Below are 24023 nucleotides of genomic sequence, written 5' to 3' on the forward strand. Positions count from 1 at the left end.
CCGACGGGGAAGTGTGGATCAATGGGTGGTGCCGTCAATTGCCTTTTCCCTAGGATGGGTTGACGACCGCGCCAGTCCGTGGCACGGCCGGGATCTGGGGGAAGAGATGCAGTCTGGCAAGCAGCTGTCCACGTCGATCGACGCCTCGGTTCCGACAGCCGCGCGCATGTACGACCACTACCTGGGCGGCAAGGACAACTACGCGGCCGACCGTGCCGCCTGCGAGGAACTCGACAAGGTCGTCCCGAGCACGCGCGCCCTCGCGCTGAACAACCGGCGCTTCCTGCAGCGGGCCGTGCGCACCCTGAGCCAGGAGTACGGCATCCGGCAGTTCCTCGACCACGGCTCCGGCCTGCCCACCCAGGACAACGTGCACCAGGTCGCACAGCGCATCGCCCCGGACACGCACGTCGTCTACGTGGACAACGACCCCATGGTCCTCGTGCACGGCCGGGCCCTGCTGGAGCAGGACGAGCGGACCGCCGTCATCCACGCCGACATGCGGGACACGGAGACCATCCTCGCCCATCAGGACACCCAGCGCCTGATCGACTTCTCCCAGCCGGTGGCCGTGCTGTTCAACTCGGTGTTCCACTGCATCCCCGACAGCGACTCCGACGGGCCGCAGGCATTGGTCCGCCGGGTGACCGAACACCTGGCCCCCGGCAGCTTCGTGCTGATGTGTCAGCTCGTCAGTGAGGACCCGGCGGTCAGGGACTTCGTCACGGACTTCATGGACAAGGCCACCCAGGGCCACTGGGGGCGGGTACGCCAGGAGAAGGACGTCGCCGCACTGTTCGACGGCCTGGAAATCATCGAACCGGGACTGGTCGAGGTCTCCACCTGGCGTCCCGACACCGAGGTCGCACCCCGTCAACTCACCAAGGAATGGATCGAGTTCGGCGGTATAGGCCGCCTGAACTAGCCCGTCCGGGCCGTTCCGTCCGGGCCGGCGTCACGCGGCCGCAGCATCTTCCCTCCCGGCCGCAGTACCTTCCCGGCCGTCGCATCGTCGCGGCAGGAGCGCCGGGCCACCCGGGACGTCGTCGGCGGGGCCACCCCGCGCCGGGCGCCGCCGCGCCGTCAGGAGTAGCGCTGCCGCGCGGTCGCCTCCAGCAGCGCCACCGAGTCACGCGGGTTGAGCGCCTCGTCGGCCAGCCGGTCCAGCGCCACCCGGTACTCCTCCGTCTCGTCCTGGTCCTCCAGGAAGGTGGCGCTGCGGATCTGCTCCAGATACACGACATCGGGCAGGTCGACGCCGCCGAAACGGAGATAGGTGACCGGTATGGCCGGCGCCGAGGCGTGCGTGACGTCCAACGGCACCACCTGGACCGTCACATGGGGCAGAGCGGCCAGCTCCACGAGGTGGGTGAGCTGCTCGCGCATCACCTCGCGATCGCCCAGCACCCTCAGCAGCACCGACTCGTCGAGGATGGCCCAGACCTGCGGGGCGTCCGGCCGGCGCACCAGTTGGGTGCGCCGGGCACGCAGCTCCACCCTGCGCTCCACCTCCCGTGACGTCGCCGACGGGAGCCCGCGCTCCACGACGGCACGCGCGTACGCGGGAGTCTGCAGCAGGCCGGGCACGTACTGGATCTCGAAGGTGCGGATCGCCGTGGCCGCCTCCTGCAGCCCGACCAGCCGGTCGAACCACTCGGGCATCAACCGCTTGTCGTAGCGCTGCCACCACCCGGGCTGGCCCGCCTGCCGCAGCAGCTGGATCAGTACGGAGGACTCGTGGTCGCCGGCGCCGTACAGCGACAGCAGGGCGCGCACATCGCCCTCGACGGGAGGCTTTCGCCCCTTGCCCGCTTCGATGCGCGACAGCTTCGCCGGGCTGAACCCGAGGGCACGCGCGGCCTGCTCCTGCGCGTAGCCGGCATCCTCCCGGATGCCCGCCAGCTGCACCCCGACCAGCATTTTCAGCAAGGTCGGAGCGGGCTCGGCCCGGTTCAGATACGGTTCGAGGCGGGACACTCGAGGTGACTCGGCGGACATCCTGACTCCCCGTGGACCGGCAGACGACAGACCGCATTATCGCATCCGAACCCCTCCGGCCGCACGTACCAAGGGAATTGGGGTTCCGTGGAGCGCCTTCGCGCCCCGCCGGACACCTTCACGATCCGGTGCACCCCTCGTACCCCCTCGACGCCGCGCGTCCGTCCGCGTCCGTCGCGTCCCTCGCCTCCGCCGAGCCCGCTCCCGGACTCTCACGTCGCCTTCGCGTGAACCTCACACCAGGTGATCGAACTCCCCGCCCTTCGCCCCTGCCACGAAAGCGGCCACCTCGGCCGGCGTGTACACCAGCGCCGGGCCGTCCGGGTCACGGGAGTTGCGCAGCGCGACGCCTCCGCCCTCGAGGGCCGCGACCTCGACACAGTTGCCCTCGGCATTGCTGTGACTGCTCTTCAGCCAGCGGACGCCCAGCGAGCTCGCCCGCACTCCGTTCGGCACTGACGGCATTGCACCCTCCTCGCTTCGTACGCGCAATTTCCCGTGAAATTGCACGAGGACCCCTTCAGCGTGGATAATAGCCATGCCGTCAACCGCACTTCTGGCCCACCGTCCTGACGTCGTCTCAGGGAGATGCCCCGTGCCATCACCTGCGCAGTTCCGGAGCCACGAGTCCGTCGCCGTCCGCGACTCGCCCAGAACCGCCGCCCTGAACCTCTCGGGCAGCCGGCAAGAGTTCGCCCAGGCGAGGGACTTCACCCACCGCACCCTCGGCCACTGGTCCCTGGACCACTGCAGCGACGACGCGGTCACCGTCGTCACGGAACTGGCAGCCAACGCGGTGCTGCACGCACTCCCCCACACCCCGGCGGACGAGTTCGGCGTACGGCTCAGGCTCACCCTGCGCCGCTCCCACCTGGTGTGCGCCGTCACCGACCCGAGCGACAGCCTGCCCGTCTACCCGCGCGCCGAGGACGCCCTCCTGGAGCACGGCCGTGGACTGCACATCGTCGAGGCCCTCTCCGAGCACTGGGGGTGGACCCGCCGCTGCCCGGTGGGCAAGACCGTCTGGGCCATGCTGCCGACCCGGCACCTGCCCTGATCCCCGACCACACCAGACACCGGACATGACTGCCACGAAGAGAACCGCACCGCTCGCGGACCTGGCACACGTGCCATGGCCCGAGATCAAGGACTCCACCGGATCCGCCGCGGCCATCCCCTTCCTGCTCGCCACGCTGGCGCGGGGGGACACCGACAGCGCCGACTCGGCCCTGAGGCAACTCCGGCGGAGGATCTGTCAGTTCGGTTTCGTCGTGGAGGAGGCGACGGCGGCGACGGTGCCCTTCCTCTGGGAACTCGTCCGGCTCCCCGAGGTCACCTGCCGCGCGGACATCCTGCGCCTGCTCAAGAGCATCGCCGACGCCCGGCAGTGGGAGACCACGGCCGTCGCGTACCCCAAACTGCTGCACCATCCCGACAACTACGTGGCGTGGGAGCGCGCGGCCCGCCACGCCGTCCGCGCCCAGCGCGACGTCCTGCGCCAGCTGCTGGCCGAACCGGACACCGAGATACAGCGGGCGACCACGGAACTCGCCGCCGCGCTGACCGACCGGCCGCAGGGCTGAGCGCCCTCCCGGCCGACTCACCCCTCGTCCGCCGGACCGACCGCGGATCCGGGCGCCTGCCGACCACGGGCCGTCTCCCTCGTCCCGCGCACCTCCGCACGGGCGCTAGGTTGGCAGCATGAGCAACCTTGATGGCTCGCCCGTGCCGAGTGTGTGCGGCGGCCGTGGATTCGTCGTCGCCGAACCCGTCCGCGAGCTGCTGAGCCCTCGCCATCTGAAACTCGGCGGGTCGACGGAGGTGCGCCGGCTGCTGCCCAATCTCGGCCGGCGCATGATCGGCGCCTGGGCCTTCGTCGACCACTACGGCCCCGACGACATCGCCGACGAACCCGGCATGCAGGTCCCGCCGCATCCCCACATGGGCCTGCAGACCGTCAGCTGGCTGCACGAGGGCGAGGTGCTGCACCGCGACTCCACCGGCAGCCTGCAGACCATCCGGCCCCGGGAACTCGGCCTGATGACCTCGGGGCGCGCCATCAGCCACTCCGAGGAGAGTCCGCGGGCGCACGCCCGTCTCCTCCACGGCGCCCAGCTCTGGGTGGCGCTGCCGGACGCGCACCGGCACACCGAACCCCGTTTCGAGCACCACGCCGAACTGCCCACGGTCACCGCGCCCGGCCTCACGGCCACGGTGCTCCTCGGCGACCTCGACGGCTCCACGTCACCCGGATCGGCCTACACCCCCATCGTGGGCGCCGACCTCGCCCTCGTCCAGGGCGCCGACGTCCGGCTGCCGCTGCTGCCCGACTTCGAGTACGGCGTCCTGTCGATGTCGGGCGAGGTGCACGTGGACGGCGTCCCCGTCCTCCCCGGCTCCATGCTCTACCTCGGCTGCGGCCGCACCGAACTGCCCCTGCGGGCCGCATCGGACGCGGGCCTGATGCTGCTCGGCGGCGAGCCGTTCGAGGAGGAGCTCGTCATGTGGTGGAACTTCGTCGGCCGCACCCAGGCCGAGATCGAACAGGCCCGCGAGGACTGGATGAACGGCACACGTTTCGGCGAGGTGATCGGGTACGACGGGGGTCCCCTGCCCGCGCCGGAGCTGCCGCCGGTGCCGCTGAAACCACGCGGAAGAGTGCGCTGACCTGCGGAAGTGTCGCGCTCCTCGTCCAGGGGTCACTTCTGCCCGGGTCAAGGACGCCAACTCGGTGGCCTGGCGCCGTGCGCGGATCCCTGCGCTGAACGGATTCGGCAACGCTCGCCCTGTGGCCCTTGTCCAGTCAGTACGGCGCGGCTCGCTCGTCGCGAGCGGTCCCGGGGCACGCCCACCAGAGGATTCCCGGCCTTGAACATCGCCCTGGTGCATCACTCTGCCCTGAAGGCGCTGCGGGCGCCGGGCGATGATGACAGGCGCCGGGGCGCGGCCCGCGGGTCTGCCGGCGTAGGGCGGTGGTCGTGGCGGAGCCGCTGCTGAATCCGGTGCCGATCGGGCCGGCCTGGCGGCCCCAGGGGCACCGCTCAAGCAGGACGATGTATCCACCGCATCGACCACCGCACCGAGCAGCCCATGGTCGAGCCCGCGCTCGGCGCACCACGGTCGTGGGCGGGGACTCGCGGGCTCGGTCGAGCAGCCCTGCGAGACTGCCGCCGCCCCGCGTTCGTGCGCTGCTGGGACGTCCGGCCGGGTGTGCGGTCAGCCTCCCTGGCCGGCGCTGCCCACTGGGCCGACCATCATGATCCAGTCGAGGGCAAGGCCCGCCGCCCGGTACGGGGCCGTGTTCGCCGCAGCCCTCATGGCCCTGACCGGGTGCTCCTCCGGCGCCTCGGGGCTGCCGCGCAGCGCGTCCGCAGCGGCCGCGTCGGCCTCCCTCCCGTCCCCGCCACCGCTCACGTGGAGCACGTGCGGGAAGAACCTCGAATGCGCCACGATCAAGGTGCCGCAGGAATACACCGAGTTGAATCGCAGCCGGTCGTCACCCGCGTACCGCCCGCCCCACGCATCGCCGGGCCGAGGTCATGACGAGTGCGCGCGGCCAGAGCGTCGGACCCCACAGGTGTGATTTGCGTCACGTTGCGATGCTCTCCGGGTCTTCGCCCACAGAGCCCCGGGGCCGGAATCCGGGCCCCTGGGCGCCCTATTCGACGAACGCGGTGACGTTCTGCCCGCGGTGAATCTTCGATTCATCAGAAACCCCGCACTCGGCCCGCGGTCACGAAAGCGATCGTCGACTCGTGGGGAGCGCCGCGCGAAGGAGCACGGCGGACGCCGCCGAGGACACGATCTTCATTCCTTGAGAGCGCTCTTGCTTTTTGGTTCACCGAATTCCGGCGTGAGACCTCACCCCACCGCTGCGAATCGAACTCTTCGGCCCACCGCCTGCTGCACATGGGGCGTGCGGTGCTGCTGAGACAGCGTCAAAGCGCGTTGTTTTCCATCGAATTCGGGGCAACACTTGGAATCCGCACGGAGCCGCTCCACCCTCCCGAATCCTCGGAAAGGTCGACGGCGCGTGGGGTAAGGAGGTGAGGACACATGGGCATGAAGATGACGATGACCACCCGCTGCACGGTGGCTGTGCGTTGGCAGCACCTGCGAGTAGTCATCATCGTCGTGGTCATCGCGATCCTGAGTTTGCCGACTCACGGACCCGGCGACTCGTCACTGCTCGACACGCTCCTGCCGCGTGTCTGAGCCGCACTAACTGACCTTCAAGCGGGGGCGGTTGCCGGAAGTCCGGCGGCCGCCCCTTCCCCATGGAAAGATTAGCGCACAATCACGCCGCGTTGAAGGGGAATCCCGCCCTGGCACCCTTCTCTGTCCGCAACTGTCCGGCAAGAGGCATTTCGCGGCGCGGGAAGGGTTCGAATCGAAGACCGAGCGGCGGAAACGGAACAGCAACGCCGATCATGTCCATGAATCCGCTTGCGACGCGACACGCGTGATCAGACCGAGAGAACACGACGAAAGCCTGCCTCCTCGTACTCACCCGCCGGAATGACGCGGACGCCCTGTGCTTCGACCCACGCATGAAAGCGGTACGGGTCCTCGGCGACGCCGACACACCAGACCGCACGCCGGCCGCGGAGAGCGAGCACGGCGACCGTGGCCAGTGACAGCTCCAGACATGCGGCCCGCCCCGGGTAGCACTCGGCGGCGCTGCGCACGACCGCCAGAGCGTCCGCCGCCTCTCGCGAGGTCGCTTCCCTCCCGCACCGCCACCGGGCGGCCCGGTCCACCGTGTGGACGAGAACGCCGAACGGCAGCCGGATCAGCAACAGGGCCACCATGAGGCCGAGCAGTCCGGCAGCCGTCGCCGCGGCGCTGCGGCGCTCCCCGGCACGCCCCTGACACACCGGAACAGCAGCCATCATCCTCATGGCCGCCGTCGGGAGCTGACCGGGCGCGTGAGGTGGGCTGCCGCCTGCCGCCGCCGGTGTGCGGGCGGCCCGTGCGACGCCCGCCGCCTTCGGCGTCTCCGCATGCGGCGTCTCCGCGCGCCGCTCCGTGTCCGGGGTCTCCGCGTGCGGTTCCGTGTCCGGGGTCTCCGCGTGCGGTTCCGCGTCCGGGGTGTCCCGCACGGGCTCCGGTCCTTCAGCGGTGAGAAGACCGCGCCCGATCAGGTCGTCGGCGAGCCTGCGGGCGTCCTCGCGGATCTGGTCGTGCTGGGGTGCGGGATAGCGGCTGGTCAGCAGGTTCACCGCGGACTCGAAGTCCTGACCGCGCCGCCATTCCCGCCACAGCGTTCGCGCCACGGAGTTCATCGCGAAGCAACGGCCGGAGCGGGCGTCCAGCAGGACGCTCCCGCCGTGCGACGCCACGCTCTCATGGACATGGTCGGGCACGTTGAGGCGTGTCATGTCAGCTCCTTTCCGTCGCCGTGAGACGCCAGCCAGATGTCGGCGCCCAGCAGGCGGTCGAGCGCCGGAAAAGGAGCCGGTAGTCCGGCGACCGCACGGTCGAGCGAGGCGATCACCCGCGACGGCTCGATCACGCCCAGGTCGGCCAGCGGTGAACGGGAAAGTCGTACGCGGATCTCGTCGGCCGACAGCCGGACGCCACGGTAGTTCTCCGCGGAGTAGTCCCCTTTGGTTCTTCTCCGCAACACGTCGTCAGGCACCAGGCCGGTCAGTCCGGCGGCCAGGAGGGGCTTGACGACGAAGGGGTCCGTCCTGTGCGCCGGCGGCAGCCTCAAACAGGCTCGTACGACCTCGCCGTCCAGGAAAGGCGCGTGCGGCCAGGTACCGAACACACGCGCCGTCTCGATGAGTCGGTTCTGGACGGCGGCCGAGTTGCGCAGTTCGCAGAGGACGGCGCGTGCCCCGGGCGTCTTCGACGGCGCGGACCCGGAGTCGGAGCACCGGGAACGCTCTCGGGCGAGTTCGGCGAGCCGGCGGCGCATGCCGGTGGTCAGCCATGCCGCCTCCGGACCGGGCGGAGGCCACCAGGCGACGGCGTCCAGCCACTGTGTCGTATGCCGCGGGGGCTCTTCCAGCAGGAGTGCCAGTTCGTCGAACGCCTTCCGCTTCGGTGTGCGGGCCAGGCGCAGGGCTCGCGACACCGTGCTCGCGGGAGAGACCTTGCGCATCCGGGCCAGAGCGCGCCCGTCCCGGACGAGTCTGCGCACTCCGGCGACAGCGGGAAGGTCGGCGAGACAGGAGGGCGGCGCCGCCAGGAGGGCGTCGCCTCCTTCCCCGGTCAGGTGGATCCCACGGCCGCCGGCCGCGATGTGGGACAGCCGCAGCCGCAGCCGCGCGCCGATCACCGCTCCTGGATCGGGCTGGTCCGCGGGGAGTTGCTCGCCCATGTCGCGGTAGGGCAGTGAAGCCTCGTCGCCCCGGGTCACGTTCAGCCGGAGGCCCGGGATCATCGCAGCGTAGGCAAGGGCGTGTTCGAGATCGCCGGCCGGCGCCTCGGGGTGGTGGTAGACGTAGGCGTCCAGCGGCTCCGAGGACGTACGTGCGGCCAGGGCGGCCAGCGACGTCGAGTCCATGCCCCCGCTGAAGTCCGAGGTGACCCGGGCGGAACCGCCCGTGCGCAGGGACATGGCGCTCGTCAGTGCCGACCTCAGGCGTTCGGCGCTCTCCGCGAACCCCGCGCCGCTGTCGGCGTCCAGGCGTTCGTACGTCCAGTGCTCGAGGGCTCCTGAGGGCTCGATCCGCAGGGCCTGTCCGCCGCCGAGTTGCTGGACGCCGGCCAACGCGGTTCGTCCTGCGGTGAGTTCGGGAACCGAGGGACACACGATGTGCGCCGCCAGGGTGGTCGGGTCGGCGGCTCCGCCGGTCCCCGCCAGGAGGGCCGCGGCCGTCGCCCGTGTGGCGATCACGGTGCGGTCGCCGGACTGCGCGTAGTACAGGGGGAATTGCCCCGCCGGGTCGGTGTAGGCGGTGAACGCTCCGTCGTCCCGCACCGTCATGAGCAGATACGCGCCGGGCCACCGCGTCAGCCGTTCCCAGTGCCCGTCCCCGGCCGAGCGCGCCAGGTCCTGACGCATCGTCGTGGCGCTCGCGAGGCACTGGCCGACCGTGACCAGGCGTGCCCGCGCGCATTCGACGGTGCGCACCTCACCCGGGTGCCAGTGGCCCCAGGTCCACAGGAACCGTTCGGCGGGCCACACCCTGACGGCATCCCCGGGGGGAGCGGGGCGGGCGGGCGGGAGCACTCCCGCGACGGTGGGGCCACGGGGGAGGAGGGAGGCAGAGCCTGGACCGCGGTTCTCCGTGAGAGGAGTGGATGCACCAGAGGTGAACATGACGACGGTTCCGCGCCATCACCAGTAGTACTGGGCGTTGGCGTCGGCGCTGCCGTTCGGCGAACTCCCGAGTGTCACTTCGCGGAGGTGACCCAGGTCGACGAGCACGGGAGACACGTAGGCCGTGGTCGACGACCGGACCGGCGACGACGGCGCACCCGTCATGGCCGTGTGCTCCGCATCCGCGGAATCGTCACACGGAAATACAGCGACAGGCTCATGGGTCATGGTGTCCGCCTAAGGTCGAACGGGGGAATACCCCGAGAAAGACAAGTGCGCGAGTGGCGTATGTGACTCGGATCTCGAATGAAGTGTAGCCGTGGCCGCTCTGCGCCATGCACCGAATCAATCGAACCGGACGGCGGGACACACCCTGCTGGCCTGCCTGTTTACCCGCGGCCTTCTGACAATTCGAAGACCGGCGCGGTCTCGGTGGCGTGCGTCCGCGCATCCGCCGTTCCATTCGATGAACAATGACCGCTCATTCGAAGAGAAGCCGGGGCGGATCGAAAGTTCTCCTTTCACTTCGAAGAGCCGGCCGGTGGTCTGCCGTGCCCGGGCGTCTCCCGCACGATGTGACTGTCGCACGGCCGTCCGTCCGCCCGTTCCCCAGGACCGCCCCGCCGAACGCGCGAAACCCTACGTCTGCGGGTTTCCCGCGCTCTCCTGTCCGCGCAGCCCCAGGACCAGGGCCCCTTGCGCTTCGGCCCGGGTCCCCAGCTCGCTGAGCGTGAGCGCGAACTCGGAGCCCTCGGCGACCGCGCCAGGCAGCGCGAAACGGTGCAGCGACTCGTTGCAGCCCTCCAGCAGAAGCCGGGATTCGGCGAGCTGCCCGCCGACGACGACGAGATCGGGGTTGAGCATGTTGCACAGTTGGGCGAGCGCATGGCCGAGGCGGCGGCCCGCGTCGTGGATCACCCGCATACAGACCGCGTCCTGCTCATGGGCTGCCCGAAGGACCTGTTCCAGCGTCTCGGGCCCCGCCGCGCTGCCCCGGGCACGCGCGGCGCGGACCTGGGCGATCAGCGCATCGGCGCCGATCACCGTCTCCAGACAGCCCCTCCCGCCGCACTGGCACACCGTTCCCTCCGGGTCGACGGTGAGGTGTCCGATCTCCCCCGCCATGCCACCGTGGCCGCGCAGCACGCTGTTGTGCACGATGATGCCGGCCCCGACCCCGGTCGACGCCTTCACGTAGACCACCGTCTCGGCGTTCTCGCGCGTGCCGTAGGTCTGTTCCGCCAGCGCACCGAGATTGGCGTCGTTGTCGATGACGGCGCGTACCCCCAGCCATGCGCCCAGGTCCCCCGCCGGGTCGTCGCCCGGCCGCCACGGCGGCAGGATCGGCGGGGTGAACTCGGCGGTGCGGGGATTGATCATTCTTGGCACGGCGATACCGAGGGACAGCACGTCGGTCCGCCGCCGGCCTGTCGCCTCGATCGCTTCCTCGATCATCTCCTTGACCTCGGGAAGCGCCCTGTGCCAGCCCCTGCTGACGCCTTCCCCGCTCACCGTCGCGCTCACCTGGTCGAATTCCTTGTCGAGCCTGCGGGCGACCACGGTGATGTGGTTGAACCCGAGGTGGACGCCTACGCCCACGTCATCGACAGGAACCAGAGTGACCTTGCCGCCGCGGCTCTTCCCCTCCGCCTTGGCTTCCGGCACGAGACCGGCCGTGGCCAGCTCCCGCACCGCGGTCGACACGGTGGCCTGGGAAAGCATCGTGCGCCGCGCGATGTCGACCTGAGTGCCCGCCTTGATCGCAACGGCGAGCAGTACCTTCTTGCGGTTGACGCCCCGTGTGGGCGTCACCTCCGGCAGCCGGCCTAAAAGATCCCGCACGCCCGCCATTGACGCCCCCCAGCCGATGTCGGTGCTTCAACTCTTCACTCCCTGAGGGGAAAAGATACCAGGGCGCTCTTCGATTCGAACGCGGCAGGACTTCGATCGATGTCGCGAGCACCGGGGGAGCAAGGCGTCCAGCATACGAAATCGATCAACCTGCACATCATATTTTGGCTGAAAATCACAATCACGCGTCAATACGGAAAGCTATTTCGCAACAAGTGATCAGCACTCATCCGAACCGATCAAGCGGGAAGGTTCAGTTGCCAGGAGACGCCGAACCGGTCGTTGACCCAGCCGAACCGGGGACTGAAACCGTAGTCTCCCAGCGGCATGAGCACGGTGCCCCGCTCCGCGAGAGCCGCGTAGAGGCGGTTCAACTCGGCTTCGTCCTGGCATTGCACGAAGAGCGAGACGGCGGGAGTGAAGGTGAAGTCGTGCTTCACCGGGCTGTCGATGCACATGAACTGAACTCCGGCGAGCGAGAAGGTCGCATGCTGCACGCTCCCCTCCTTGCCGGGCCCCTCGGCGCCATAGCGGGTGATGCCGACGACCTCGGCGCCGTCGAAGAGCGAGACGTAGAAGGACATCGCCTCCTCGGCGATCCCGTCGAACATCAGGAACGGAGTGACCTTCTGGGACGAAACGATCTCCACAGCCACGGCCTCCTTCGGCGTTTTCAGGCAGTCGGCGAGTGATCAGGTTAGCGCCGCACCTCCGCGAGTCCGCCGAGGCAGGCCGCCCGGCCGGCAGCGCGGCGAGGCTCTGTCGGGGGTGTGCCGGGGGTGTGCCGGGCGATGCCATGAGCCTTGACGCGGCTCCGGGCCACCTCGTGGGGCAGGACTGACGCCCTGCCCCACGAGGTGGGTGTGCCCGGCGCCGAAGGCGATCCGCCGGACGGACCGCGGCGCTCTCAGGCGGCCCGGTACGCCTCGGCGAGCTTCTGGACGGCCGCTCCGTAACGTCCGGTGAGAGAGAGGTGGTCGGCGTCCGCGAACGGTTTCGCGATCGCCGCCGTCAGGTGCGGACCCGCCTTCTGCTGGACGATCAGCCGGGCCCTGTCCACGAGCGCGCGGCCCGCCCGGTCGGCCCCGGCCCGTTCGGCCGCACCTGCCGCAACGCCGAGCGCCCGCAGAGCGGTCGCGCCGCCCGTGGGCGCCTTGGCCAGGGTCGTCAGGCCCCAGCCGTAGGGGAACTGCGGGTCGTACGCCGTGTCGCCGACGTTGATCGGCAGCTGGGTCTCGGACCTGGGCCAGGTGACCGGGAGCCGGCCGGTGAAGGGCCGCTTCCCGTAGAGGACGTCGGCGACGCCGTCCCCCTCCGTGCCCGGCAGCCAGGAGGCCACCAGGGCGTCGATCGCGCCGAGCCGGTCGCCGATCAGCTGGGGGCGTCCTGAGACGATCAGCACCGCGCACTTCATGGCCGCGCACACCTTGTCGACGGCAGCCCGGTCGGCGGCCGACAGCTCGAGGGAGTGCCCGTTGCCGACGTCCCCCACTCCTTCGGCATAGGGGGTCTCGCCGACGACGACCACGCCGACGTCGTGGCCTGCCATGGGCGCGGAGGCGTCCTTGGAGTAGGTGACGTCGCCGTCCTTGCGCATCGCGTCGAGGATCGTGGTGCCCCGGGTGTGGGCGCCGGAGGCGCCCTGCCAGGTGACGGTCCAGCCGCCGGTCTGGTTGCCGAGGTCGTCGGCGTTGGACCCGGCGACGTAGACCTTCTGCGACGTCCTCAGCGGGAGCACCCCACCGCTGTTCTTCAGGAGCACCTGCGACTCGGCGGCCGCCCGGCGGGCGACGGCCCGGTGTGCGGCGCCGCCGATCTTCGAGGCGTTGCGCGTCTGCGCGTACGGGTGCTCGAACAGGCCCAGCCGGAACTTCTGCGTGAGGATGCGGGAGACGGCGTCGTCGATCCGCTGCCGGCTCACCCGCCCGGCGTTCACCTCGCCCGTCAGGGCCGCGGTGAAGTCCTTGTAGCCGTAGGGCACCATCATCATGTCGACGCCCGCGTCGACCGCCGTGCGGACCTGGGACGGGTAGTCGCCGGACAGCTGGTCGAGGGCGTTCCAGTCGCTGATGACGAACCCGTCGAAGCCCATACGTCCCTTGAGCACGCCGTTGATCATGTCCGCGCGGGCGTGCATCTTCACCGGGCCCCGTCCGTCGCCGAGGACGTCGAGCGAGGAGTACGACGGCATGACGGTGCCGACGCCCCGGTCCACGGCGGTCCGGAACGGCTCCAGGTGGACGGCCTCCAGCTGCTGCCGGGTGACCTTGGTGACGCCCTGGTCGATGGTGTACGTGCCCGTCGTGGACGAGCCGTACTCGGTGCCGCCGTCGCCGACGAAGTGCTTGGCGGTGGCGAGGACCTTGTCGTCGTCCTTCAACTGCCTTCCGTCGGCGCTGCCCTGGAGGCCCTGGACGACGGTCTCCATCGACCGGACGAGCGCCGGGTCCTCGCCGAAGGACTCGTAGGAGCGGCCCCAGCGTTCGTCGCGGGAGACGCAGAGGCAGGGGGCGAAGTCCCAGGGGACGCCGGTGGCACGGACCTCACTGGCCGTCACTGCCGCCGTCTGCTCGGCGAGTCGGGGGTCGCGAGTCGCGCCGATGCCGATGTTGTGCGGCATGATCGTGGCGCCGGCCAGGTTGTTGTGGCCGTGCACGGCGTCCACGCCGTAGATCAGCGGGATCTGCCACCGCGTGGCCCGCGCCCGGAGCTGGAATCCGTCGGTCATCCTGGCCCAGGCCGCGGGGGTGTTGGGCGTGGGCGTGGAGCCGCCGCCGGAGAGCAGCGAGCCGAGTTCGTACGTGGCGACGTCGGCCCCCTCCCCCACCGCGCCGCGCTCGGCCTGCGTCATCTGCCCGGCCTTCTCCTCGAGGGACATGCGGGACACGAGGTCGGCGACCCGCTTGCGCACCGGCAGCCTGCTGTCCAGATAGGGCAGTCCGTGGGCGTCGAGGACGACCTGCGGCGTCTCTGCGGGGGCCTTGGCTCCGGTGACCGTGAGCTTGAGCGGGACGGTCTCGGCGGGCTCGGGCGACTTGTCGCGGAGAGTGTGGACCCTGAGGGTCCGCGTCGTGCCGGAGGCCGTCCCGGCCGGGAAGGTGAGCGTCCCGGTGACCGGTGTGTAGTCCTTGCCCGGTTCGGCGGTGCCGCCGGTGGTCTCGTAGGCGACGGTCACCGGTTCGTCGAGGGGGGCGGAGCCGGTGGTGACGACGGTGACCGAGACGGTGGCCGCACCGCCCTCCTTGACCGGGTAGACGGCGGCGTCGGTCGTCACGTTCGCCCGCAGCGCCTGGTCGGCCCTGCCGTACAGCTCGACGTCGTCCATCGCGAAGCGGCCCCTGACGCCGACGGGGAGCGTGAGCGCGTACCCCCACATCCGGGTGAGTCCGAGGACGTGATCGATGCCGCCGACGGGCTGGTAGTCCGTGCGGTACGCGAAGCCGGTGAAGGGGAGTTCGACCTGCTTCCAGCCGGTGAAGTCGTCGGTGAAGGACGTCGTCCACAGCTCGGAAGCCTCGCCGTTCGCGCCGCCGTCCTTGATCTCGAAGGGGATCTTCCTGCCGGTGCCCCGGCCATCCCACCACAGGCGGACGCCCTGGTGGGCGGACCAGTCGTGGGCGGGCAGATCGGCGGCGAAGTCATGGGTGAAGCCGCCGTAGCCGCTGATGTCGTAGTCGCCGGTGAGCACCTTCTCGCCCTCGGGGGCGTCGGCGCGGGCGGTCAGCTGCAGGGCGGGGGGATCGTCGCTGTCGCCGCCCCAGGCGAAGATGCCCTCGGCCGGCTGGGAGGCGAAGGGGACCTCGCCCTCGAAGCGGTCGACGGGTACCGGCACGGGGTCGTCGGCGGCCTGGGACGCCGTCGGCGACAGCACGGCGGCGAGCAGGACGGCGGAGAGGAGCAGAGCGGTTCTCGGCATGGACCTTCCCTCGGCTCTCAGGGGTCACTCGGCACTTATCTCACGCCGTGAGTCAACTGACGGCCCGCACACCCGTCAAGACGTCCGGCACAGCGGCGAACGCCGCCCCGGCGTCACGGACGACTCCCGGCAGGCGTCAGGGACGGGGCTCGAGCACTTCCGCGGTGCCGGTGTCGGTGTCGTAGCTGCGCAGAGTGGTGAGCCGGACCGACAGCGGCGGCGCCGGCAGCAGCCGGGGGATCCGCCGGCCGGCGAAGGCTCCGGCCTGCCGGCTCCGGCCGAGGGTGACGTGCGGGCTCCAACGCCCGGGCTCGTGGAAGGGGTTGAGGGTGGCGGGCGGGCTGTCCGAGGCGACCGCCTCCCACACCCGGCGGTGCAGGCCCGCCAGCGCGGGGTCGAGGTCCAGCGCCCAGGCCAGCACCGAGGTGGGCCGCTCGAAGCGGATCACGCCGGTGAACCGCACCGGCAGCGGCAGGGCGGCCGCCACGTCGGCGAGCTCCCAGCGCATGGGGGCGGTCAGCTCCCCGCATGCGGCAAGGGTGAGGTGCGGGCTGTTGGTCGGTGAGCGGTGGCGCGCCTGGCTGGGCAGCCCCGCGTCCGCGAGCCGCCGCCAGGCCTCCCGGACGGCCAGGTCAGCCGTCTCGTCCAGCAGGAGTTCGACCGTGCGCACCACCGCAGCCTACCGGCGGCCGGGCGCGACGCGGCCGCCGGCCGGGCCGTGCGTCGCACCGCCGGTGGCCGGGGGCGGCGCGACGGTTCGGGTCCCGCCCCGGCTGTCGGGCCGGGGCCCTCGCGGCAGGGGCGCCGCCGAGCGAGCGCTCAGTGTCCCGACAGGGATTCGGCGGGCAACTGCGCCCCGGTGGAACCCGGTTGCCCCACCCGGCGCTCCGGCTCGGGGATGTCCTCGGGTCCCAGCCGCTGCAGGTCGTCGAGCCCGGGCGAGGCCATCGCGCCGAGGCGGCGGGCCTGGCTGGTGGTCATCGTCTGGAGCAGCTGACGGGCGGTGCGGGCGTTGCCGAAGGAACGGTCGCGGGGAAGGGCGGCGAAGTGCCCCCGCAGAGCGTCGACGGTCTCGGGACCGCAGACGTAGCCCGCGTCGGCCGCCTGGGCGCGCACGATGGTCACGAGTTCCTCCGTGGTGTAGTCCTCGAACTGCACATGGCGGGAGAAACGCGAGCTCAGGCCGGGGTTGGAGGCGAGGAAACGGTCCATCTCCGCGGTGTAGCCGGCGACGATGACCACCACGTCCTCGCGGTGGTCCTCCATGAGCTTGAGCAGCGTGTCGACCGCTTCCCGGCCGAAGTCGGAGGGCGCGTTCGCGGGCGTCAACGTGTACGCCTCGTCGATGAACAGCACTCCTCCCAGGGCCCGTTCGAAAGCCTCACGGGTCAACTGGGCGGTGTGGCCGACGTACCGGCCCACCAGGTCCGCACGGGCCACTTCGACGAGCTGTCCGCGCGGCAGGACGCCCAGGGAGTGCAGCAGGTCCGCGTACAGCCGCGCCACGGTGGTCTTGCCGGTTCCGGGCGGACCCGCGAAGACCAGGTGGTGGCTGAGACTGGGCGCCGGCAGCCCGACGGCCTTCCGCTGCCGGGCCGCCGCCAGCACGCTCACCAGATCGCCGACCTCCTGCTTGACCGCGCGCAGGCCGACCATGGCATCCAGCCCCGCGAGCAGCACGGCCGGATCCTTGGCCGGGTCCCGGTCCTGAGCGGACTCGTCCGCACAGACGTCCGCGGGGAGCAGCAGCGCCAGATCGCTCTCGGCGGGATCCACCATCGCCGCGAGCCGGACGGCCTGGCGGTCGATCATCTCCTCGAACACCCTGCGGGCCGCACGGCCGTTGCCGAACGACGCGTCGCGGGGCATGCGCTCGTAGAAGCGGGTGAGCGCTTCCCGGGTGCTCGGATGCAGCTCGTACCTGTGGGCCGCGCACATGTTCTCCGTGATGGTGACCATGTCCTCGTCGGAGTAGTCGGTGAACTCGATGCTGCGGGTGAACCGGGAGGCCAGACCGGCGTTCGCGGCGAGGAACGCCTCCATGTCCGCCGTGTACCCGGCGACCACGACGACCACGTCGTCGCGGTGGTCCTCCATCAGCTTCACCAGGGTGTCGATGGCCTCGCGTCCGAAGTCCGCGCCGGACCCCTTGCTGTCGGACAGCAGGGTGTAGGCCTCGTCCACGAAGAGGACGCCGCCCAGGGCCTCCTTGAACGCCTCGGTGGTCTTGATGGCCGTACCGCCGATCACCTGTGCCACCAGGTCGGCACGCGAGACCTCGACCAGGTGACCGGAGCGCAGCACACCGAGCGAGGCGAGGATGCCGCCGTAGAGCCGGGCCACGGTGGTCTTGCCCGTGCCCGGCGGGCCGGCGAAGACGAGATGGCGGCTCATCGGGGGGACCGGCATGCCCAGCTTCGCCCTCTTCTGCGCCAGCTGGTTGAGGTGGACCAGTGTGGAGACCTGCTGTTTGACGGCCTCCAGGCCGACCAGCGACTCGAGCTCCGCCATGGGGCCGGAGGCGGGCGCGCCCCGGGGTGCACCGCCCGGCGCCTGCCCGGCGGGGGCGCCCGCCGTCTCCTGGCCGCCCGGGGCGACGACCTCAGCGCCCCAGGCGTCCGGGGTGGCGTTGCCGACGCTGGAGAGGTCTTCTACGGACATCCGCTCGCTGACGCGGGTCTGGCGCAGTCCGGAGCCGCGGTTGTCGCGAAGGGTGCAGCCGGTCACGGAGACCGCCTCCGCGCTGTCCACTCTGATGCCGTCGCCGAGGCTGCCGGACGACTCGCACTGTCCGATGACGGCGCGGGCTCCCGCCGACACCTGGACGCCGTGCCCTCCGGAGCCGGTGATCCGGCAGCGTGCGGCGGCCAGTTCGGCGCCGTCGGAGACGACGATGCCGGATGCGGCGCTGCCCTCGACGGCGGTGTCCCGGACGGTCGCGCGGCCGCCGGGCGATACGGTCACCCCCGCTTCGCCCGATCCGTGCAGCCGGCTGTCGCCGACGTAGAGGCTGCCTCCCTCGGTGATCAGCACCGCGGAGCCGCGGGCGCCCTCGATGAGGCAGTCCTCGAGCCTGCCTCGCCCGCCGTCGCCCGCCTCGACGCCGGCGCCGCCGGGCGACGAGATCCGGGCCCGGCGCAGCAGGGGGTTGGCGCCCGACCTCACGGACACGGCGACGCCCGCCGCGTCTGCCACCTCCAGCCGGTCGAACTCGGGTGCGGAGTCCTCGGTGAGCAGGACCGCGCCCCCGCTGTCGGCGCAGTCGCGCACCACGGGCCGGTCGAACGCCGGCGTCGCGCCACCGCTCACCTGGATCGCGGGGCCGCCCGAGGACAGGAACTCGCACTCCTCGAAGGTCCCCCGCGACCGTTCGTCGACGACGAGCCCGGCGGCGGTGGTGCGGACGGTACGGCAGCGGCGGACGGCGGGGTCGCTGCCCGCGGACACCACGATGCCCGCCTCCGACGTGCCGGTGACCGTGACCTCCTCCAGGACGGCGCGCGCCCCGGAGGTGACGTACACGCCGGTCGAGACGTCCCGCACGGCGGTGCGCAGCACCGAGGTGGAGCTGAGTCCCTCCAGGGCGATGCCGGGCTTGTCGGTGGTGGAGATCTCGCAGTCCTCGACCGACCCCCGCGCCTCGCCGTTGGCGAGCACGCCGTTGCCTCGCGCGTCCCGCAGCCGGCAGCCCCGCACGGTGGCCCGGGAGCGCTCGCCGAGGACGATCGCCGAGGAGCCCAGATGCTCGATCTGGCAGTCCTCCACGATGCTTCCGCCGGTCGCGATGTCCACCACTCCGGCGCCCGCCGGATTGGTGACGCGGCAGCCCCGCATGGCCAACGAGCCCGACAGCCGGGCCAGTACGGCGGCCCAGCCGGAGCCGACCACCGTGCAGCGCTCCATGGCGACCTGGCCTCGTGGCGCGTCGACCACCGGGACGTCGTCCTCGCCGCCGCGTATGAGCAGGCCGGTGAGCATGACCTCCTCGGCCATGAGGGTCACCGCGCTTCCGTGGCGCGGGCATATCTCGACGCTGTCCCGTTCGCCCTCGGCGACGATCGTCACCCTGGTCCGGATGGTGAGGTTCTCGGCGTAGCGTCCGGGGGCCACGCTGATCACGGCTCCCATGCGCGCCTGCGCCAGGGCCTCGCCGATCGTTCGGTGACCGTCCGGGCGTTCCGGGCAGACCATGAGCACCTGCCGTGACACTGTCCAACCTCTCTGAGCCACGTACGCGCGTGCGCGGACGATACGGCACCGACAACCGTGGTTCAGCCGTCCGGGCCGACGGCGGCAAATGGGTGACTGGATCGTAGACAGAGGGATGTGCGCAAGAACTGACCGCGCCGAGCTCCGGAACTCCCAGGCCCGCCCAGGGCTCAGTGCCTGCCGTATCCCGCCTGCTCGGCCGCGATCCCCTCGAAGGCCTCGTCCTGGGCCCTCTCGACGTGCCTGCCGCTTCCGGCGGTGTTGTCGACGACGGAGACGATGGCCTGGGTCACCTGTTGTCCCGAGCTGAGGGTCTGCCGGTAGCTCTTCCTGATGTTCGGTCCCACCTGCTTGGCGTAGTCGTCGTCCTCGCCCGCCCAGCCGGTGAGCATCGGCTTGTAGTGCGCGAGGTCGTTGACCAGGGCGTTGGCGTGTTCCGCGATGTCCGCCAGGATCTGGGCGCCCCTGCGGGTCAGGTAAGGGTTGGCTTCGAATGAGCTCGCCATGGGGTTGTCCTCCGTCTTCCTCGGTCGTCGGGTGTCGGATCGTCGGGCCGTCCGGTCGTCGGTCGTCCCCGGGTCTCCGCGGCCGGAACCGGGGCGGTCCGGTCCGCCGCCGGGCCTGTCGTTCGGGCCCCGCTGCTGCGGGGTGGTCCGGGCGTCAGGCCCTCAGGGCGAGTCCTCCAGGATCTCGTCGCGCGGTGTGCCGCCCGTCTTCTTGCGCGCCGCCGACGCGTTCTCCTCGTCGGTGGAGCCGAACAGCCGGTCCCACTCGATCTCCGTTCCGGGGATTCCGGTGAGCTGCGGCAGGCCCTCCGAGATCGGCCGGTAGGTGTCGACGACCTGACGGGACATCCGGGCGCGCGCCTGCCCGATCGTCTCCACCAGGACAGCGGCGAGCTGGGCGGGCGGCATCGACCGGTACTTGCCGTCGTGGAACTTCACGGCCAGCAGATCGCCCTGGGCGCCGACGGTGACCTCGACCGAGCGGTCCTTGGACGTCACGGTGACGGACGCCCGGCGCAGTCTCTGTTCGGCGTCGGCTACCGCGGCCCTGGTGGACTCCAGGGCTTCCATGGCCTTGGCCAGGCGCTCCTCGACGGGTTCCATCGGTCTCTCCTCGCGTGCTCGGGCTGTCGGTGGCTCGGGGGCCGGCTCGGCCGTGTCAGTCGTCGCGGCCCAGGACGGCCGGCGCGGCGGCCTCGTCGGTTCCCCAGACCTCCTCGTCCTCGGACAGCCAGGTGGTGCGCGTGCGGTCCTCGCTCTGCGTGGACTGGCCGCCCGGTCCCGCGCCGGCGCCCGGGGGTATGAACGGCATCCCGGAACTGGTGGTCGCCCGCGCCGCGGCCTGTTCGGCGGTCGTGGCGGCCCTGGCCCCGGTGGCGCGCCCGGTGCCGTTGACCGCGGGATCGGTGTCCGCGTAGCCGGAGCGGACGCGGTCGGCCGCGGTCATCTCCCCGCTGAGACCGCCCATGCGGGAAGCGGCGGCGAGGGCCCCTGGATTGAGACCGGGCGTCCCCATGGGACCGTCGCCGGCCATGACGCCGCCGAGGGCGCCGGAGAGCGAGGAGGTGTAGGGGACGTCGTCGTAGAGGAAGTCGCCGTCGTACGCCGAGCCGGCCGACGAGTTCGACAGGGACCCGGTGACGGAGCCCGCGCCGTTCAGGGCGTTGTCGAGAGCGCCGTTCAGGCCGGTGCCGGAGGTGGTCGTCGTCACCGGGAGGTTCGGGGACGGCGAGGCGGTGTCGATGCCGCCGGTGGCCGGCGCGTCCACGGTGTAGCCGCCGTTCGGGCTGAGCGTGGTGACCAGGCCGTCCGGGTACTTGGTGGTGATGCTTCCGTCGGCGTTGAGGGTGGTCTGGCTGCCGTCGGGGTTGGTGACGGTCTGTCCCGGCTTCAGGTCCAGGTGGTTGAGGTCGCCGTTGGCGCTCTGGACGGTGTAGGACCCGTCGGGGTCGAGGGTGATCTCGCTGCCGTCCGGATACGTGGTGCTGACGGATCCGTCCGCGTTCTGCACGGCCGTACTGCCGTCGGCGTTGACCAGGGTGCTGCGGCCGTCCGGATCGACGGTGAGGGTGCTGCCGTCCGGGTACTTCGTGACCTCGGTGCCGTCCGGCCGGGTGGTCGTCGTGCTGCCGTCGGCGTTGCTGACGGTGATGCTGCCGTCGGCGTTGACGGCCGTGTTGCCCGATCCCGACGAACCGATGCTGTTGAGGGCGTTGTTGAGGAGGGACGTGTAGGCGGGTGACACGCCGAGCCCGGTGTCGCCGCCCGCTCCGCCGCCGGCTCCGTCGCCCGTCAGGCCGTCCGCGCCGATGCCCGCGTTGAGGTCGCCGCCGACGCCGATGCCGTCGAGCCCGCCGTTGAGGCCGCTGTTGCCCGAACTCCCGCCGCCGAGCAGGTCGTTCAGGGCGTCGTTGGCGGACGAGCCCATGCCTTCGGGCCCGTTGCCGGTGGCGCCGGCCAGGTCGTTGAGGGCGTTGTTGATGGAACCGCCCTGCTGGTTGAACAGGTTCGCCAGCGTGTTGGGGTCGAAGGTCGGGTTGCCGTGCTGGTCGGTGCCGGTGTTGCCCGTGGTGGTGAGCGTGGCGGGAGGGGCTTCCTCGAATCCGTAGGCGGGGTCCCAGTCGGTGTTCATCAGCTGGGACCAGGTGGCGCTCAGGGTCGTCCGCGCGGTGTCGGCGACCGGGTCCAGGTGGGCGGTGATGCCCGCGGTCCAGCGGGCCACGCCCTCCTGGGCGACCTTCGCCCAGTTGGCCGGGTCGGTGAGGTTGCCGTATGCCGGAACGTTCTCCTTGAACCCCGCCTCGAGGTCGTAGACGTACTCCGTGCCGCCGTTCTGGCCGCCGTAGACGTTGGTGCGGGTGATCACTTTTCCGGCGTTGTTCTGGTCCAGCCAGTGCTTGAGCTCGGTGAGGACGTCGCGCATCACGTCCTCCGGGTTCCAGTGCCCCGCGGGCGTGTTGGCGGAGCCGTCCGGGGTCTTTCCGGTGACGTTGCCGAACTGGTCGCCGTGCCACTTGTCCCAGGCGTCCTTGAGCGTCTTGACGGCCGTGCTCAGGGCCTGCTCGGCCAGGATCAGGCCGTTCCCCTGGAAGGTCTTGCTGACGTAGCCGTCCACCTTGCTCGCGCTCTGGGTGCTGAAGCCCCTGGGCGCCAACTGCTCCTCGTAGTGCTTGTACTGCTTGCGCAGGGTGTCGAGGAGGTTGAGGAAGACACCGGCGGCGTTGCCCTGCCAGGCCGCGTTGTCGCGTCCCATCGAGTTGACCCAGCCGTCGAGGCGGGTCTGGTGCTCCTCGAAGAAGAGCTTGGCGCGGTCGAGCGACCTGGCGCGGTGGGAGAAGGTGCCCAGATCGACGGAGTCGGTCTCCGCGACGCTCAGGCCGTCGAAGGAGAAGCCGCCGGTCTTCCAGGGAGACGCCTGGAGCTGGCCGAGGGCGGATCCGACGCCGTTGGCGTACTTGTGGAAGTTGGTCCCGGTCGTCCCGCTGCCCGACTGCCAGGCGTAACTGATGTTCGCGATGTAGAGGTGCAGGGCCTTCGCGTTCTTCATCGGGCCCGCGTCACCGGTGCCGGCGAAGAACAGCACGTAGTTCCCGCCCCGCGCGGCCAGTCGCTGGGCCACCGCCGTCGCGTCGGTCTTTCCGGCGTTGGAGATCGTCACCTTCAGCCAGGGCATCTCGGCGGCGGCGTCGGCGCTGCCGCCGTTGCTGTTGGCACTGCCCTTGAGGTCACTGGTGACGGACTCCCTGGCGGGGACCTTCCAGCCGGTCATCAGGTAGACCGTCTGCTCCCATTTGCCGGGTGTGGCGGCTGTGTCTGGCATGGTGGTCGGGGCTCCGGTGGGTGCGGGGGATCAGGAGGTGACGGCTCTGCCGCCGATGTCCCGGCCGACGTCGGCCATGGACGAGATGAACCGGTCCGCGCTCACGGCCTGGAGCGACGAGCCAGAGGTGTTGAGCAGGGTGGTCACGGTGTCCCTGAGGTCACGGTCCATGTCCTGGAACAGCTTCTTCTGCTTGACGAAGACCCGGTCGATGTTCTTGGCCAGCGCCACCAGGTTGGTGCGCAGGGCATCACCGTGCACCGTGCCGGCGGTACCCATGGGACCGAGGGCGAGCTGCTGGTCGGGGGTGGCGCTGAGCGCGGAGTGAATGGTGAACAGCGACTGGACCGGCGGCGTGTCGGCCGTGTCGTTGCGGATCTTCGTGAGGTCGCCGGTGAACGCCGTCAGTTCGTGGTCGGCGAACGAGGTCAGCTGGCCGGCGTCGAGGTGCGTGAGATCTGCCATGCTTCGTCTCCCTTCCTGGTCTCTCGGGTCTTTCTCGTCTCGCTGGTCTGTCTGGTCTGTCTGGTCTCGCTGAATTCCTGGCCCGGTCGCCCACAGCCGGGGGCCGGGCAGGACGGGGCCCGGACCGCACCGCCGACGGCCGTGGGCGACACGGCGGCGGTGCGGCCGGGCCCCCGGGTCACGAGAGCTCGCTCCACATCTGCGTGAGGCTGTTCTCGGTCTGCCGGTAGTTGTTGGAGACCTCGCCGAGCAGGGTGGCGTGGGACGTCAGCAACTGCTCCATGGCGATGACCGCGTTGTTCCAGTCGTTCTGGGCGGTGGAGTAGGCCTGGGCGTCGCTGCCCTGCCAGGTGGTCTTGAGCTCGTTCAGCTCGGCTTCCAGGTTGTCCAGCGTGGTCTCGATGGCCCGGGTCTGCTGGATCAGGTCCTCCACGCCCTGGTCGACGTGGTTGTACTCGACGTGAATGACACCGTCGGCAGGCATGG

21 protein-coding genes are annotated in these 24023 nt (G+C 70.8%); 5 read left to right on the forward strand and 16 right to left on the reverse strand.

What is annotated here, in order from left to right:
- Positions 1 to 106: 106 nt before the first annotated feature.
- Positions 107 to 925, forward strand: a complete 819-nt coding sequence (locus tag IE239_RS11355; protein WP_190149121.1) for an SAM-dependent methyltransferase — start codon at positions 107 to 109, stop codon at positions 923 to 925.
- 158 nt (positions 926 to 1083) lie between these two features.
- Here IE239_RS11355 and IE239_RS11360 read toward each other — a convergent pair whose 3' ends face one another.
- Both IE239_RS11360 and IE239_RS11365 read right to left on the reverse strand, forming a co-directional pair.
- On the reverse strand, positions 1084 to 1998 hold the full coding sequence (locus IE239_RS11360; protein WP_190149122.1) for a helix-turn-helix domain-containing protein: 915 nt from the start codon (positions 1996 to 1998) through the stop codon (positions 1084 to 1086).
- Positions 1999 to 2232: 234 nt separating this feature from the next.
- Positions 2233 to 2463 (reverse strand): DUF397 domain-containing protein, encoded by a 231-nt coding sequence (locus IE239_RS11365; protein WP_190149123.1) that lies wholly within the window; start codon positions 2461 to 2463, stop codon positions 2233 to 2235.
- A gap of 130 nt (positions 2464 to 2593) precedes the next feature.
- On the opposite strand from IE239_RS11365, the gene IE239_RS11370 reads away from it, so the two are divergent.
- The 3 genes from IE239_RS11370 to IE239_RS11380 all read left to right on the forward strand — a co-directional run bounded on the left by IE239_RS11370 (position 2594) and on the right by IE239_RS11380 (position 4665).
- Positions 2594 to 3055 carry an ATP-binding protein gene (locus IE239_RS11370; RefSeq protein WP_229878031.1) on the forward strand — a complete coding sequence of 154 codons (462 nt, stop codon included), beginning with the start codon at positions 2594 to 2596 and terminating at the stop codon, positions 3053 to 3055.
- A 25-nt stretch (positions 3056 to 3080) separates the two neighbouring features.
- On the forward strand, positions 3081 to 3581 hold the full coding sequence (locus tag IE239_RS11375) for a hypothetical protein (protein WP_190149125.1): 501 nt from the start codon (positions 3081 to 3083) through the stop codon (positions 3579 to 3581).
- Between the two features lie 118 nt (positions 3582 to 3699).
- On the forward strand, positions 3700 to 4665 hold the full coding sequence (locus tag IE239_RS11380; protein WP_190149126.1) for a pirin family protein: 966 nt from the start codon (positions 3700 to 3702) through the stop codon (positions 4663 to 4665).
- Between the two features lie 549 nt (positions 4666 to 5214).
- Here the strand turns inward: IE239_RS11380 and IE239_RS11385 are convergent.
- Entirely contained in the window at positions 5215 to 5448 is a 234-nt protein-coding gene (locus IE239_RS11385; RefSeq protein WP_190149127.1) for a hypothetical protein, read from the reverse strand.
- A gap of 606 nt (positions 5449 to 6054) precedes the next feature.
- Here IE239_RS11385 and IE239_RS11390 point away from each other — a divergent pair.
- Positions 6055 to 6213, forward strand: coding sequence for a hypothetical protein (locus tag IE239_RS11390; RefSeq protein WP_190149128.1), 159 nt, complete (start codon positions 6055 to 6057; stop codon positions 6211 to 6213).
- A 251-nt stretch (positions 6214 to 6464) separates the two neighbouring features.
- Here the strand turns inward: IE239_RS11390 and IE239_RS11395 are convergent, their stop codons facing one another.
- From IE239_RS11395 to IE239_RS11455, 13 genes are all read right to left on the reverse strand, one after another.
- Complete coding sequence (locus IE239_RS11395) at positions 6465 to 7379, reverse strand: lasso peptide biosynthesis B2 protein (protein WP_190149129.1); 915 nt, start codon at positions 7377 to 7379, stop codon at positions 6465 to 6467.
- Positions 7376 to 9271, reverse strand: a complete 1896-nt coding sequence (locus tag IE239_RS11400) for an albusnodin/ikarugamycin family macrolactam cyclase (protein WP_268254506.1) — start codon at positions 9269 to 9271, stop codon at positions 7376 to 7378. The genes IE239_RS11395 and IE239_RS11400 overlap by 4 nt, the downstream gene beginning before the upstream one ends.
- An 18-nt stretch (positions 9272 to 9289) precedes the next feature.
- Complete coding sequence (locus IE239_RS11405) at positions 9290 to 9436, reverse strand: lasso RiPP family leader peptide-containing protein (protein ID WP_190149131.1); 147 nt, start codon at positions 9434 to 9436, stop codon at positions 9290 to 9292.
- Positions 9437 to 9910: 474 nt separating this feature from the next.
- Complete coding sequence (locus IE239_RS11410; protein WP_190149132.1) at positions 9911 to 11122, reverse strand: ROK family transcriptional regulator; 1212 nt, start codon at positions 11120 to 11122, stop codon at positions 9911 to 9913.
- Between the two features lie 239 nt (positions 11123 to 11361).
- Complete coding sequence (locus IE239_RS11415) at positions 11362 to 11772, reverse strand: VOC family protein (protein WP_190149133.1); 411 nt, start codon at positions 11770 to 11772, stop codon at positions 11362 to 11364.
- Positions 11773 to 12029: 257 nt separating this feature from the next.
- Entirely contained in the window at positions 12030 to 15038 is a 3009-nt protein-coding gene (locus IE239_RS11420) for a glycoside hydrolase family 3 protein (RefSeq protein WP_190149134.1), read from the reverse strand.
- A gap of 136 nt (positions 15039 to 15174) precedes the next feature.
- Positions 15175 to 15708 carry a 2'-5' RNA ligase family protein gene (locus IE239_RS11425; RefSeq protein ID WP_190149135.1) on the reverse strand — a complete coding sequence of 178 codons (534 nt, stop codon included), beginning with the start codon at positions 15706 to 15708 and terminating at the stop codon, positions 15175 to 15177.
- A gap of 149 nt (positions 15709 to 15857) precedes the next feature.
- The gene (locus IE239_RS11430) at positions 15858 to 19247 is read right to left on the reverse strand and encodes a right-handed parallel beta-helix repeat-containing protein (RefSeq protein WP_190149136.1); all 3390 of its coding nucleotides are present in this window, start codon (positions 19245 to 19247) and stop codon (positions 15858 to 15860) included.
- 170 nt (positions 19248 to 19417) lie between these two features.
- A complete protein-coding gene (locus IE239_RS11435; RefSeq protein ID WP_190149137.1) occupies positions 19418 to 19753 on the reverse strand; it encodes a hypothetical protein in 336 nt (111 codons plus the stop codon).
- A gap of 162 nt (positions 19754 to 19915) precedes the next feature.
- Entirely contained in the window at positions 19916 to 20356 is a 441-nt protein-coding gene (locus IE239_RS11440) for a YbaB/EbfC family nucleoid-associated protein (protein ID WP_190149138.1), read from the reverse strand.
- A gap of 55 nt (positions 20357 to 20411) precedes the next feature.
- Positions 20412 to 23072, reverse strand: a complete 2661-nt coding sequence (locus IE239_RS11445; RefSeq protein WP_190149139.1) for an AAWKG family protein — start codon at positions 23070 to 23072, stop codon at positions 20412 to 20414.
- A 30-nt stretch (positions 23073 to 23102) separates the two neighbouring features.
- Complete coding sequence (locus tag IE239_RS11450) at positions 23103 to 23537, reverse strand: type VII secretion system-associated protein (protein WP_190149140.1); 435 nt, start codon at positions 23535 to 23537, stop codon at positions 23103 to 23105.
- Between the two features lie 178 nt (positions 23538 to 23715).
- Positions 23716 to 24021, reverse strand: coding sequence for a WXG100 family type VII secretion target (locus IE239_RS11455; RefSeq protein ID WP_190149141.1), 306 nt, complete (start codon positions 24019 to 24021; stop codon positions 23716 to 23718).
- Between the last annotated feature and the right edge of the window lie 2 nt (positions 24022 to 24023).

Source organism: Streptomyces humidus, assembly GCF_014649655.1.
In the GTDB taxonomy this organism is placed as follows: Bacteria; Actinomycetota; Actinomycetes; order Streptomycetales; family Streptomycetaceae; genus Streptomyces; species Streptomyces humidus.